Origin of the sequence: Bradyrhizobium brasilense, assembly GCF_029714345.1 — a bacterium.
GTDB lineage: Bacteria > Pseudomonadota > Alphaproteobacteria > Rhizobiales > Xanthobacteraceae > Bradyrhizobium > Bradyrhizobium australafricanum.
Genome location: NZ_CP121669.1, coordinates 376218 through 390444 on the forward strand (window position 1 = coordinate 376218; position 14227 = coordinate 390444).

The 14227-nt window shown below is 68.0% G+C and carries 9 protein-coding genes; 3 read left to right on the forward strand and 6 right to left on the reverse strand.

Features of this window, described 5'->3' with window-relative positions; all coding sequences use genetic code 11:
* Positions 1–11: 11 nt before the first annotated feature.
* The 6 genes from QA635_RS41945 to QA635_RS01800 form a co-directional block, all read right to left on the reverse strand.
* Complete coding sequence (locus QA635_RS41945; protein ID WP_283066451.1) at positions 12–2348, reverse strand: OmpA family protein; 2337 nt, start codon at positions 2346–2348, stop codon at positions 12–14.
* 230 nt (positions 2349–2578) lie between these two features.
* Positions 2579–2812, reverse strand: a complete 234-nt coding sequence (locus QA635_RS01780; protein WP_225163158.1) for a hypothetical protein — start codon at positions 2810–2812, stop codon at positions 2579–2581.
* 109 nt (positions 2813–2921) lie between these two features.
* On the reverse strand, positions 2922–3308 hold the full coding sequence (locus QA635_RS01785; RefSeq protein ID WP_057021286.1) for a VOC family protein: 387 nt from the start codon (positions 3306–3308) through the stop codon (positions 2922–2924).
* 186 nt (positions 3309–3494) lie between these two features.
* On the reverse strand, positions 3495–4352 hold the full coding sequence (locus QA635_RS01790) for an FkbM family methyltransferase (protein ID WP_225642224.1): 858 nt from the start codon (positions 4350–4352) through the stop codon (positions 3495–3497).
* A 30-nt stretch (positions 4353–4382) separates the two neighbouring features.
* Positions 4383–6431: an ABC transporter ATP-binding protein/permease gene (locus tag QA635_RS01795; protein ID WP_283066454.1), complete on the reverse strand. Its 2049-nt coding sequence runs from the start codon at positions 6429–6431 to the stop codon at positions 4383–4385.
* Between the two features lie 267 nt (positions 6432–6698).
* The gene (locus QA635_RS01800) at positions 6699–8843 is read right to left on the reverse strand and encodes a hybrid sensor histidine kinase/response regulator (RefSeq protein WP_283066456.1); all 2145 of its coding nucleotides are present in this window, start codon (positions 8841–8843) and stop codon (positions 6699–6701) included.
* A gap of 331 nt (positions 8844–9174) precedes the next feature.
* Here QA635_RS01800 and QA635_RS01805 point away from each other — a divergent pair, with 331 nt between their 5' ends.
* The 3 genes from QA635_RS01805 to QA635_RS01815 all read left to right on the forward strand — a co-directional run bounded on the left by QA635_RS01805 (position 9175) and on the right by QA635_RS01815 (position 14210).
* Positions 9175–9462 carry a FeoA family protein gene (locus QA635_RS01805; protein WP_026192088.1) on the forward strand — a complete coding sequence of 96 codons (288 nt, stop codon included), beginning with the start codon at positions 9175–9177 and terminating at the stop codon, positions 9460–9462.
* Positions 9459–11333 (forward strand): ferrous iron transporter B, encoded by a 1875-nt coding sequence (gene feoB / locus QA635_RS01810; protein WP_092086924.1) that lies wholly within the window; start codon positions 9459–9461, stop codon positions 11331–11333. Before QA635_RS01805 ends, feoB begins: the two co-directional genes overlap by 4 nt.
* A 126-nt stretch (positions 11334–11459) precedes the next feature.
* Positions 11460–14210, forward strand: a complete 2751-nt coding sequence (locus tag QA635_RS01815) for a bifunctional acetate--CoA ligase family protein/GNAT family N-acetyltransferase (RefSeq protein WP_283066458.1) — start codon at positions 11460–11462, stop codon at positions 14208–14210.
* The last annotated feature ends 17 nt before the right edge of the window (positions 14211–14227 follow it).

The following is a 14227-nucleotide window of genomic DNA, read 5'->3' on the forward strand; positions in this document are numbered from 1 at the left end:
GTCGCGCCGGCTCAGCGCGGCGGCGCGGCCGAGGCGGTGCCGCCGTTGAGCAGCGGGGTGATGCGGCGGACGGTGACGCGCCGGTTGATGCGGCTCGGTCCGTCGGTCTGCTCCTTCGGATATTGAGAGCCATAGCCCTGCGAGGTCAGGTTCTCAGCCGGCACACCGAACTGCTGCGTCAAGAGCTCGGCGGCGGATTGCGCACGGCGGTCCGACAGCGACAGATTGTCGGTGTCGTTGCCGGTCGCATCCGTGTGGCCCTCGATCAGGAACACCTCGCGCGGGTTGCGCTGGATGGCTCGGTTGAGGCCGTCGGCGATCACCTGCAGCCTCGCCGCCTGATCCGGCGGGATGGTCCACGATCCGGAGTCGAAGTTGATCGTGTTGACGTCGATGCTCGGCATCTGCATGCGGACATTGGGGCTGTAGCGGATCTCGTCGAGCGAGTAGCGCCGATCGATCCGCTGCACCGGCGGTGCCTCCATGGTCTCGTAGATCACGTCGGGCGACGCGTCCTGAGCATCGACGATGTAGCGATCGTAGGGAATGTTGACCACCGGCGGTGGCGCGTCGACATAGAAGCCGCCGACCGCCCGCGGATCGCGATAGCTGTTGTCGATGATGACGACCTCGCGGCCGCCAGTATCCCTGCGGATTCGGCGCAACATCTGGCCGTCGGAGCCGACCACCGTGATGATCTCGCTGCCGTCGGGACGAACCACCACGGTGCGGGTTTCGCCGCCGATCGTCTCGGTGCGGATATCGCGCGCGCCATAGCGGAAACGATAGACGTCGTCGCCGCGGACATAGGCCTGGCCGCCCGGATCGCGGATGATGACGCGGTCCGGCTCGGTGTAGATGGTGCGGCCGCCTTCGACCACCTCCTGCCGCTGGCTGTGCAGGTCGGCGATGCTGCCGCCGATGATGGCGCCGGCGACCACGCCGGCACCGACGGCGGCACCGATCGCGAGCGGCTTGATGTTGTCATGGCGCGGTGGCGGCGGCAGCGGTGCTGCGACGGCAGGCGCGGCGCGGAAGGCGGGCGCAACCGTCGGCGGCGCATATTGCGCGCGGCCGGGCGGCGGCGTTGCGGCGGCCGAGCCGGGGACGACCGACGGTGCCGGCGCGCCCATGGCTGCTCCCTGGGCTGGCGATACGCCGGGCGCGACGCCCGGACGTGCTGCCGGCTGACCCGGAGCCGGGGCCGCGCCGGGCGCGCCCATTGCCGCGCCCGGGGTTGCCGGTGTTCCGGGCGGTGTCGCCGGACGTCCCTGCTGACCTGGCGCCGGTGGCGTCGGCGTCGCGCCGGGTGCCGGAGGCGTTGTTGCGGCAGGCGGGGTGCCTGGACGTGCGGGCTGTGCGCCGGCTGCCGGAGGTGTCGGCGTCGGTGTCGCACCGGGAGCTGTCGCGGCGGGCGGCGTGCCCGGTCGTGCCCCTGCTGCCGGAGGCGTTGTCGTTGCCGAAGGCGCGGGCGTTGACGTCGCCGCGGGCGGCGTGCCCGGCGGTTGCTTGGCGCCGCCAGGACGTTCACCGCGTTCGCCACCCGGACGATCGCCGGGGCGGCGTTCGGCCGGCGCCGTTGTCGGAGCTCCCGGGGTTGCGGGCGTCGGAGTCGGCGTTGCCGCCGTGGGCGGGGTGCCGGGACGTGCTGCCGGCGCGGCATTCGGCGTGGCGCCGGGCGCCGGCGTCGGCGGCGTGTGCGCGGGTCCCGCGCCGGGCGGCGGCGTGCCGGGTCGCTGCGGTGCTGCGGCCGGCGGCGGTGGGGTCGGCGTCGGATGTGCGGGGGCGGCCGCCGGCGGTGGCGGGGTTGGCTTCGCAGGCGCTGCTGCGGGCGGCTCCGGCCGTGCCGGTGACGGCGATGGCTTCGCGGGTGCGGCCACGGGCGGCGGCGGTGTGGGATGTGCGGGAGCAGCCGACGGCGGAGGCGTCGTCGGGCGCGCGGCAGGCGGCTCGGGCCGTGCGGGAGCCGGCGGCGGTGCCGGATGCGGTGCGGCTGCCGGAGGCGGCGTCGGCTTTGCCGGTGCAGCTGCGGGCGGCTCGGGCCGGGCAGGGGCTGCAGGCGGGGTCGGCTTGGCGGGTGCTGCGGCCGGCGGAGCGGGATGCGCGGGTGCCGCGGCGGGAGGTGGCGCCTGCGGATGCGGTGCTGCGGCCGGCGGTGCGGGACGTGCGGGAGCACCCGGCGCACCCGGCGCTGGCCGCGCCTTCGGCTTTCCGTCAGGTCCGGTTTCTTCCTTCTGCTGCGCCTGTGCGACGACCAGAGGCGAAGTTTGGGCGTGCGACGCTGAGGTGGTGAATTGCATCACCGTCAGCGCAGTCGTGGCAAGCAGCACGAGACGAAGCTTTGTCATTGTCTAGGAGTCCCCGGCGGAAAGTCTGGGCAGGAAAGCAAAGTGAGAACCGAACAATTCGGCAGGACGATGAACCGCCAGCCGTTAGGCCGGATTGTGGCGAGCCACGAATCATCGGCGAAGTTTATTTCGACATTATAACGGGTTGCGTGTGTGATTGTTCACCGCGCGTTCAGAAGAAACGCGCCGACACATTTGCGATCGACGTGGAACTTGGGCGCAAGGGCGACTCATCGGCCGGCGAGTCGATCTGTCGCAGGCGGCGGCCCGGACGGTCCAGGCGGTCCGCGCACCGGTGATTCGTCAGGTGTCTTGCCAGGCAACTCGTCCGGTCGCGGCGGCTCGCCGGGTTCGCGCACCGGCTCCGGAATCTCGGGGCGCGGACTGCCGGGCGGAATTCCCGGCGGCGGTTCGCTCGGTGTGCCCGGCGTCGTCGGCGGAATCTCGGGAGGCTCGATCGGCATCATATGGAGGCCCCGCGGCGGTTGCCGATGCCAGATCGCGTCGCGCGCATTGATCGCTCCATCGAAGTTCGAAGCGACAACGGATCGCGCGCCGCGGCGTTCCGATGCTTCACCCGGGCGTGTGGCAGACCGCCTCGATATTGTGGCCGTCGGGGTCGAGCACGAATGCGCCGTAATAGTTCGGGTGGTAATGCGCACGGATGCCGGGCGCGCCGTTGTCGCGGCCGCCGGCTGCCATCGCGGCCTTGTAGAAGGCGTCGACGGTGGCGCGGTCCCTGGCCGTGATGGCGATATGCACCGGCTTGTTCATGGCGCCTTCCCCGCCGATCCAGAAGTCCGGCTTGCCGTCGGCGCCGAAGCCCGCGGCGGGCGCGTGCCCGGTCACCTCCGCGGGCACTTCCATGATCAGGCCGTAGCCGAGCGGCGCCAGCGCCGTCTGGTAGAAAGCCTTCGCGCGTTGATAGTCGGAGACGGAAAAGCCGATATGGTCGATCATCGCGAGCCTCCCTTGTTGTGATGCACTTGCATCCGCGTTCTCGTGTCACCTCCCCTTGCAAAGGGGAGGTCGCTTTGCTCGCGAGAGCAAAGCGGGTGGGGATCTGCTCTCTTCGCAGGCACCGTTCCTGCGGCTGACCCCCATCCCGACCTTCCCCCTTTCAGGGGGAAGGAGAAGACAAGTCTGTCAACTCCGCACCAGCAGCGTGTTGCTCCGCGTCCGGCCCTGCTCGACGTAACCGCGCGCATGCATGTCCGCAATGCAGTCGTCGGTCCATTCGTCCTTCGACAGATGCTCGATCACCACCGCGCGCGGCCACAGTGACTGCGGCGCGTCGCGGAAGAAGCCGATCAGCACGCGGTCCTCGAAACCCTCGACGTCGATCTTGAGCGCGTCGACCTTGCTCGCGCCGGCCTCGTCGAGGATGCGTTGCAGCCGCAGCGACGGCACTTTGAACGCCTTGCCCGTCGGCGTGCCGGTGACGATGTGGCTGGCGCCGAGATTGTCGCCGTCGGTCTCGATCATCAGTTCGCCATCGGTCGGGCCGGCGGCCGCCGCAACCAGGCGCACCTGCGGAAAGCCGGAGGCCTGGGTGTTGAACTTGAGCCGCGCATGCGTCACCGGATGCGGCTCGATCGCGATCACCCTGCCACCGGGCCCGACATCGCGCGCCAGCGCCAGCGCATAGGTGCCGACATTGGCGCCGAGATCGACGAAGGTGCCATCCGCGCCGACATGCGCGCGCAGGAAGGCGAGTTCTTCAAGGTTGTAATCGGGATTGAACAGCGCGCCGCGCTCGGTCGCGCTCGCCTGATGATAGAAGCGGAACGATGCGCCCTGATAGGTCACGTCCAGCGGCCCAGCGCCGAACAGATTGACCAGTTTCGACAGCCAGGGTCGGAACGCGCCGCGCTTCAATCCTGAGCCATGCGCCAGGCGGATGATGGCGGCCTGCGCCGCATTGGGCGCGAAGGCGCCGAACGGCGCCGGCGATATGTCGTTGCTCGGGATCACGCATGGCCTCGTCAAAAGCGCGGCATGCATAGCCGGTTTTGCCGGCAGCGCCAACGCCCGTTACGCCGCCTTGCCCGCTGCCTGCCGTTGCCGCAGGAAGCGGCCGAGCAGCCTTCGCTTACCCTTGCGCGGGATCAGATCGACGTCGCTGACCAGTTTGGCGCCGCCCTTGCGGCGCTCCAGCACGATCTTGCGGCTATGGAACGCTTCGAGCTCGACGCGGTGGGCGACGCTGACGATGGTCGCCTTCGGCAGTTCCGTCGTCACCGTCTCCATCATCTTGTCCTGGCTCTTCTCGTCGAGCGCGGACGTCGCCTCGTCGAGCACGACGATGTCGGGGGCGTGCAGCAGCAGGCGGGCGAAGGCGAGCCGCTGCTTCTCGCCGCCGGACAGGGTCTGGTCCCACGGCGCGTCCTCCTCGATCTTGTCCTTGAGATGGTCGAGGCCGACCTTGTGCAGGGCACGGCTGATCTCATCGACGTTCCAGTCTTCCGCCGCGCCGGGATAGGCCACCGCGCGCCGCAGCGTGCCCGAGGGGACGTAGGGCTTTTGCGGCAGCATGAACAGGCGGCGGTCCTCGTGCAGGCCGACACTGCCGCCGCCCCACGGCCACAGCCCGGCGATGGCGCGCACCAGCGTGCTCTTGCCGGTGCCGGATTCGCCGGCGACCAATAGCCGCTCCCCCGGTTCGATCACCACTTCGGTCTCGCCGACCACCGCGGTGCCGTCGTCCAGCGTGACGGAGAGATCGTTGAGGCTCAGAATGGCCTCGCCCTCGGTCTCGCCGCGCTCGATGCGGCCGAAGCCGTCGCCGGTCTCGGCGCGTTCAAGCCCGTCAAGCGACATCATCAGGGAGGCGATGCGCCGGGCGCAGGCGTTCCAGTCGGCGAGCCGCGGATAGTTGTCGACCAGCCAGCCGAACGCGGTCTGCACGATGGTGAAGGCCGAGGCCGCCTGCATCACCTGACCGAGCGACATGCTGCCGTCGAGGAATTTTGGCGCACACAGCAGCAAGGGTACCACCGGCGCAATGAGGTTAGATCCCTGCGACACCAGCGTCGTGCGCATGTGTTGCCCGGCGAGCCGCGCCCATTGCCGCAACACGTTCGAGAACGTCTTGTCGATGCCGTCGCGCTCCTCGGTTTCGCCGCCGAGCAGCGCGATGCTTTCGCCATTCTCGCGCACGCGGGTCAGGATGTAGCGGAATTCCGCTTCCGCCTGGTTCTTGTCCTCGGAGATCTGCGCGAAGCTGCGGCCGATCGCCGTGATCGAGCCCGACGCGATCGCCGCATAGATGATGGCGGCAATGACCAGGAAGCCCGGGATGCTGATCGACGAGCCGCCGAGCGTCACCGTCAGCGCGCCGCCGATGGTCCAGAGCACGACGATGAAAGTGACGGCCGAGAGCAGCGCCGACGTCACGCCGGCGACGAAGTCGACCGGAGAATCGGTCGCGATCCGCAGATCCTCCGCGATCCGGTATTCCGGATTCTTGTGATCGCCGTCGACGAGGTTGAGCTGGTAGTAGCGGCCGTTCGTCAGCCAGCGCGACACGACGGCGTTGGTCAGCCAGGCGCGCCAGCGCCGCTGGATACCCATGCGGCCGAACACCTGCGCGACCCCCAGCAGCACGCTGCCGATCGCCAGCGGAAAGAAGATGGCCGTCAGGTGGAAGACACTGGCCGCGTCGCGCTTTTCGATCGCATCGAAGATCGCGCGATTCCAGACATTGATGCCGTACTGAACGGCGACATTGGCGACGATCAGCAGCAGCAGGCCGATCGTGAACAGCCACGCCAGCCGGTCGCCGCTCCGGCCCCAATAGCCGCGCGCGCTGATCCAGAACCGCGTCAGCAAATAGTCCTTGCGCGCCTGTTCGGCCTCTTCGGCCGACAATTCGGGATCGGGTTCGACGATTTCCGGCGGCGGTTCGACATCGTCGCCGTTCTCGGCGATCACCTCGACGAATTCCGACTTCTCGTCAGCTTCGCTTGGCGCGGGATCCTTGCGCTCTTGATCGGCCGCCTTTGCGCTCGCTTTCCGGGACGATGAAGTCCCGGCCGACGACGGCCCGTCCGACGATTTGGATCTTGCCTCAGCTTTGCCCATGGCACGATAACGCCAGGCAAATTACCCGGTTCCGCACTGGGACCGGCGGTCAGCTGCGTGTATTGCAACGACGAGTCCCCGCCACAACATCCGCCGCGGCGTATGGCTCCCTGCTTTCGCCGGGACGACGCCTGGGAAGCAACTGTGGACTCTCATTCTCCCCAGCATGCGCGGGTGATGATACCGCGCTGTTTGATATCTTGAATTGCGACTCATCCTCACCGTCGTCCTGGCGAAAGCGTGCTTGAGATGTGCCGCGCAACTACCTCACCCCGCCGGCGCCTGATCGCGCTTCAGCCGGCGCGAGCGCGTTGCTTTGTGCAGCACGCGCGCGAGCTGCTCGGCCGAATAGGGCTTCTGCAGCAGCTCGAAGCCGCCGCTGCCCTGCTGCGACAGCACCTGGCTGTAACCGGAGGCGAGCACGATCGGAAGATCGAGGCGCTGCCGGCGGATCTCTTCCGCAAGCTCGATGCCGCTCATGCCGGGCATCACGACATCGGTGAACACCAGGTCGAACCGGTCGGCGTCGACGGCGAGCTCCTCCAGCGCGTGGGTGGCGTTGTCCACCAGCACGCAGCTGCAGCCGAGCTGGGTCAGCGTGTCGGCGGCAAACTTTCCGACCTCGGCATTGTCCTCGACGATCAGGACCGATGCGCCGGTCCGATCGACCGAGGGCGCGTCGTCGGTGCGCGGCGCTCGCGCGCCATGCCCGCCGACGACGCGTGGCAGATACAACGTGAATGTCGCACCCTTGCCGACCTCGCTGGTGACGGTCACCTCGCCGCCAGACTGCTTGGCGAAGCCGAACACCTGCGACAGGCCGAGGCCGGTGCCGTGACCGACCTCCTTGGTGGTGTAAAACGGCTCGAAGATGCGGCCAAACAGCTCCTGCGGAATTCCGACGCCGGTGTCAGTCACCGACACCGCGACATGGCCGGGCGAGTTCGGCGGCGTGCTGGTCGCGGACGGCAGTCTGTCCACGGCGCGGACAGCGATCGTGAGCCGGCCGACGCCGTCCATGGCGTCGCGCGCGTTCACTGCCATGTTGATGATGGCGGTCTCGAACTGACCGGCATCGGCGTTGACGAGACAGGTCTCGTCCGGCACCTGCGCTGTGATCTCGATGCGCGCGCCGATCAGGGTTGCGATCATCTCGCTCAGGGTGCGGACATTCTGGCAGGCGTCGAACACCTCGGGCTTGAGGGTTTGCCGCCGCGCGAATGCAAGCAGCTGGTTGGTCAGCTTGGCCGCACGGTTCACGGTGTTGGAGATCGCATCGATGTAGCGCTGCCGCCGCGGCTCCGGCAGGTCCGGCCGCCGCAACATGTCGACTGACGCGCGGATCACGGTGAGCAGGTTGTTGAAGTCGTGCGCGACGCCGCCGGTGAGCTGCCCGAGTGCCTCGAGCCGCTGGCCGTGCCGCAATGCCTCCTCGGCCTCGATGCGCCGGTTGGCCTCCTCCTGCAGGCGCTGGGTTCGCCGGAAGGCCAGCGCGAGCAGGCCGAACAGCAGGGCGGTGGCCGGGATCCCGAAGATCAGGTGCTGGGCCATTGTCGACCTCCAGCGCGACTGGATCGCCGAGGTTTCGAGGCCGGCGCTGACATAGATCGGGTATCCGGCCAGCCGCTGGTAGCGCATGCGCCGCTCGATGCCGTCGGCCGGGGATTGGATCGTCATCGTCCCGGCCTCGGGATTGGCGACGATCTGCCGCCCGAGCGGGCCGCTCGGCTCGAACCGGACATCGTGGCCAACGGCAGGGAAGTGCGCCAGCACGGCGCCGTCGGTCCGGATCAGCGCCAGGAAGCTGCCGGGCTCGCGGCCGATCCTGGCGTAGAAATTCTCGAAATATTCCGGAAGCACGGAGGCCTGGATCACGCCGGCAAAGCTGCCGTCGTCGCCGTTGCGGCGCCGGCCGACGCTGAAGAACCGCGAGCCCAGATAGGGCGGCCGCGGCGTCAGCACCTCGCCGATATAGGTGCCGATGTCGCCCTGGGCATGGATCCGGAAGTAATCCCGGTCCGAGAAGTCGACGTTGGGGGCCGGCTGCACCAGGCTGTTGACGAGGGCGCGGCCGTTGGCATCGAACACCCAGACCGATTTCACCTGGGGAAGCGCCATGGCGACCTGCCGCAGCCGCTCGTGCAGGCTCTTCTCGCGCGCGCCGATATCGGCATCGCCCATGCCGCGGACGACCTCGGTGACCTCGGCGAGGCCGCGATCGATGGTCTCGAACACCTTCAGCGCGTGCTCATGGGCGACATCGAGCGTGCGCTGGATCTCCTGGTCGGCGGCCTCGCTGGTCGAGATCCAGGACATTGCGGAGGCAAAAACGAACAGCGCCAGCGGAAGGGCCAGCGCGGCGGCCATCATCCATTGCAGCAGTCTCAGCGAATTGCGTTGTGCGGTCTGCACGGGCGCTCCGGCTCCGCGCGGACCATAACGCAAACCGTTGCGCGGGAGGAAGCGAAACGGCGCCGCCGGGCGCGGCGCGGACGCTCGTTCGCCATTCCGCGACCTGTCAAGGTTACCGGAGGCCAACCCGGATCGATCAATTCGCAGCCGGCTCGCGTCCGGGGCAGCAAGGGCGGCTGCGGTGCGGTGGCATCACGACCTCGTTAGCGCTCGCCGGCAGTCAAGCGGAAAATCGGCCTGGATGGCGCTTCCGGGCGCTGTTTTTAGGAGTTCTAAAACCTCTCACGGGCAAACGCTTGACCCTGTGACTACCTGCTGAAAAACAGGCCGCATGACAGGCGATCCAAACAGCTCTCGGGATAATTTGCAGGACGTCCGGCTCGGACATGCGGATCGCGGTTTTGTCGGAAAGATCATCAGGCTCGATGCGCTCGTGACGGGCTCATCGCTGTCTCCGCAGGAGCTGGAGCAGCGCCTGGTCGAGATGGGATTTGTCGAGGGCGCGCGCGTGGAAATCCTGCATGAAGGCACGATCCGAAAGGACCCGATCGCGGTGCGCGTCGACAACATCACGATCGCGCTGCGCCGGAGCGAAGCCATGGCTGTGATCGTCGAATGACCGCTGCATCCCTGCGCCTGGCGCTGGTCGGCGCGCCGAACACCGGCAAGACGTCGCTGTTCAACAGCCTGACCGGCAGCCGTCAGAAGGTCGCCAACTATCCGGGCGTCACGGTCGAGCGCAAGTCCGGCGGCTTCGTCACGCCGGAGGGCCGCAGCGTGACCGTGCTCGACCTGCCCGGCACCTATTCGTTGCGCGGCCGCAGCCCGGACGAGGAGATCACCCGCGACATCGTGCTGGGCCGCTTCGACGGCGAGGCGGTGCCCGATCTCGTGCTCTGCGTCGCGGACGCCACCAATCTGCGGCTGACCTTGCGGCTGGTGCTCGAGCTGAAGCGGGTCGGCCGGCCGATGATGCTCGTGCTCAACATGATCGATATCGCGAAGCGCCGCGGCGTCACGATCGACATCGATCGGATGTCGCAGGAGCTGGGGCTGCCGATCGTGACCTCGGTCGCGGTCCGCAAGGGCGGCATCGACGAGCTCCTGAAGCGGACCGACGAATTCCTGGCCAAGTCGCATGAGGCGGCGGCCAGCGAATGGACGACGCCGACGATTGCCGACCTCAAGGCGGCGCAGCGCGAGGCGGACCGCATCATCGCGGCGGCGGTGACGCTGCCGACCAAGCCCGACACGCTGACCAACCGGATCGATTCGGTGGTGCTGCATCCGGTCTGGGGTCTCGTGATCCTGGCCGTGATCCTGTTCGTGATGTTCCAGGCGGTGTTCACCTGGGCGCAGCCGGCGATGGAATTTCTGTCGGACAGCTTCGCCGCGCTCGGGCAGCTGATCCACAATTTGCTGCCCGAAAGCTGGAGCCTGTTGCAGAGCTTCCTGCAGAACGGCGTGATCTCCGGCGTCGGCAGCGTGATCGTGTTCCTGCCGCAGATCATCATCATCTTCCTCTTCATCCTGCTGCTGGAAGATTTCGGTTACATGGCGCGCGCCGCGTTCCTGATGGACCGCATCATGGGCGGCGCCGGGCTGCACGGCCGCGCCTTCATTCCGCTGCTGTCGAGCTTTGCCTGCGCAATTCCCGGCATCATGGCGACGCGCGTCATCGACAACCGCCGCGACCGCCTGACCACGATCCTGATCGCGCCGCTGATGACTTGCTCGGCGCGCATTCCGGTCTACACGCTGATCATCTCCGCCTTCGTTCCGGCGACCACGCTGTGGGGCTTCGTCAATCTGCAGGGGCTCGTGATGTTCGGCCTCTACGCTGCCGGCATCACCAGCGCGCTGACGGTCTCGGCGATCGCGAAATTCTTCCTGTGGCGCGATCACGCGCCGGCGCCGTTCATGCTGGAATTGCCCGACTACAAGATGCCGCGGCTGAAAAGCATCGCGATCGGCGTGTTCACCCGCGCCAAGATGTTCCTGTACCGGGCCGGCACCACGATCCTCTCGATGATGGTGCTGATCTGGTTCCTGGCCTCGTTCCCGCAGGCGCCGGCCGGCGCCGAGGGGCCGGCGATCAATTACAGCTTTGCGGCGATGATCGGCCACGCGCTCGAGCCGCTGCTGCGGCCGATCGGCTTCAACTGGCAGATCGCGGTGGCGCTGATCCCGGGCATGGCGGCGCGCGAGGTCGCGGTCGCGGCGCTCGGCACCGTCTATTCGATCGAGGGCGGCAAGGAGGCGGCGGACCAGATCGGCCAGGTGCTGGCGCAGAAATGGACGCTGGCGACCGCGCTGTCGCTGCTGGTCTGGTACATCTTCGCCCCGCAATGCGCCTCGACGCTCGCGGTGATCCGCCGCGAGACCGGCGGCGCGAAGTGGATGGTGGTGACGTTCATCTACATGCTCGCGCTGGCCTATGTCGCGAGCTTCCTGACCTTCAACCTCGCGCAGGCGCTCGGCCTGCATTGATAGGCAACAGTTTCATCATCTCTATTCGAAACTGCGATAGGTGCATGCAACCAAGCGAAGCAGTAGAGTTGGTCGAGGGCGCATGAAGCGGCAGGCGCCTCCGCGTGTTCCCTGCGAGACCCTGCAATGTCGACGTACGGCCTGGAGCGGCTATTTTCGCCTCAAAGCATCGCAATCGTCGGCGGCAGCCCGCGTCCGTCGTCGCTCGGCGCGGCGGTGCTCAGGAACATCAGAGCGAGCGGCTTCACCGGCCGCGTCGGCGTCGTCAATCGGAACTATGCCGACGTGGATGGCGCGCCGACCGTTCCCGATCTGAAGTCGCTGCCGTTCGTTCCGGATCTCGTCGTCATCAGCGCACCGGCGGCGGCGGTTCCCGAAATCGTCGCGGAGGCGGCTTCGGCCGGCGTTGCCGGCGCGGCGATCCTGTCGGCCGGTCTTGGCCATGGCGCGGGCTCGCTCGCGGAGGCCGCGGGGCAGACGGCGCGACGGCATGGCATGCGCCTGATCGGGCCGAATTGCCTCGGCGTCATGGTGCCGCGCGCCAAGCTCAATGCGAGCTTCGCCTCGCATCAGCCGTCCGACGGGCACGTTGCCCTGATCTCGCAGTCCGGCGCGGTCGCGTCGGCGATGATCGAGTGGGCGGCTGAACGGCGGCTCGGCTTCTCCGGCATCGCGTCGATCGGCGACCAGCTCGATGTCGACGTCGCCGACCTCCTGGATTATTTCGCGCTCGACGACCACACCAGCGCGATCCTGATCTACCTCGAGGCCGTCAAGGACGCGCGCAAGTTCATGTCGGCGGCGCGCGCCGCGGCGCGGCTGAAGCCGGTTGTCATCGTCAAGTCGGGACGGATGGCGCAGGGCGCCAAGGCCGCCGCGACCCACACCGGCGCGCTGGCCGGCTCCGATGCGGTCTACGACGCCGCATTCCGCCGCGCCGGCATGCTGCGCGTCTACGACCTGCGCCAGCTGTTCGATTGCGCCGAGCTGCTCGGCCGCGGCTTCATCCCGCGCGGCAACCGGCTGGCGATTCTGACCAATGGCGGCGGGCTCGGCATCCTCGCGACCGACCGGCTGGCCGAACTCGGCGGCGTTCCCGCGACATTGACGGCGGAGACCATCGAACGGCTCGACAAGGTGCTACCGCCGGGCTGGTCCTGCGCCAATCCGGTCGACATCGCGGGCGATGCCGATGCCGACCGCTACGTGGCGGCGCTCAACGCACTGCTCGATGATGCGAACAGCGACGCGGTGCTGGTCGCGAATGTGGAAACCGCGGTGGCGCCAGCCCAGGGGATTGCCGAGGCGGTGGCTCAATGCGTGCGCGACCGCAGGACGAAGCGGAGTGCGGTCGCCGCGCTGGTGCTCGCGGCCTGGGTCGGCGCCGACGAGCGCACCGGCACGATCTTCGAGGCGGCGCGGATTCCGCACTTCCCGACCGAGGACGATGCGGTGCGCGCCTTCATGTATCTGGTGCGCTATCGCGAGGCCTCGACCGCGCTCGCCGCAACCCCGCCTGGCGTCGCATCGGTGTTCACGCCGGAGACGGCGGCGGCGCGGCACGTCGTCGTGAACGCGCTGTCGGAAGGGCGCGCCTGGCTCGACCCAGCCGAAATCGTCGCGCTGTTCGCGGCCTATCATATTCCGATCGTGACGACGCTCGTCGCCGACAGTGCCGAGGACGCCGCCGCGAAGGCGGCGCCGCTCCTCGCCGAGGGACATGCGATCGTGGTCAGGGTGTTCTCGCGCGACATCCGGCACGCCGCCGACGTCGGCGGCGTGATCCTCGACTTGCGCACCAAAAACAGCGTCGTTGAAGCTGCACGGACGGTCATGGCGCGGGCACGAAGTGCCCGGCCCGATGCGATCCTGCAAGGCGTGACGATCCAGCCGATGATCGTGCGGCGCGCGGCGCGCGAACTGATCCTCGGCATCGCCGAAGATCCGACCTTCGGTCCGGTGATCGTGTTCGGGCGTGGCGGCCCCGCGGTCGAGGTGATCAACGACAAGGCGCTGGCGCTGCCGCCGCTCGACATGAATCTCGCCCGCGAGCTGATCGGACGCGCCCGCGTTTCGCGGCTGCTCGGCGGCTATGGCGATGTGCCGGCGGTCCCGGCGGACGTCGTGCCGCTCACCCTCGTCAAGCTGGCGCAGATGGCGGCCGACATTCCCGAGGTCGCCGAGCTCGACATCAATCCGATGCTGGCGGACGAGAGTGGCGTGCTCGCGCTCGATGCGCGGGTCGCGATCCGCAAGCCGGCACGGCTGTTTGCCGGCCACACCCGGCTCGCCGTCAGGCCCTATCCGTCGCAATGGGAAGGTGAGCTTGCGCTGCGCGACGGCTCGCGTGTCACGGTGCGCCCGATGCGGCCGGAAGACGAGCCGATGGTCAGCGAATTCTTCAAGCGCGTCACCGCCGAAGACCTCAGGCTGCGCTTCTTCCATGCGATGAAGGAATTCTCGCACGCCTTCATCGCGCGCCTGACCCAGCTCGACTATGCGCGGGCGATGGCGTTTGTGGCGCTCGATCCGAACACCGGCGAGATGATGGGTGCGGTCCGGCTGCATTCGGACTCGCTGTACGAGAATGCCGAATACGCGATCCTGCTGCAGTCCGATCTCAAGGGCAAAGGCCTCGGCTGGGCGCTGATGCAGCTCCTGATCCACTATGCGCGGTCGGAGGGATTGAAGCGTCTGTCCGGCCAGGTGCTGACCGAGAACACCACGATGATCGGGATGTGCCGCGATCTCGGCTTCACCGTGACGATGGATCCGGACGATCACAGCATCGTCGATGTCGTACTCGACCTCGATCGATCCGGCGTCGATGCGGTCGGCGCCGATATCCTGATCCGGCCCGCTGCGGCTGGCCGCTGATACCAGCGCCAGCCGCG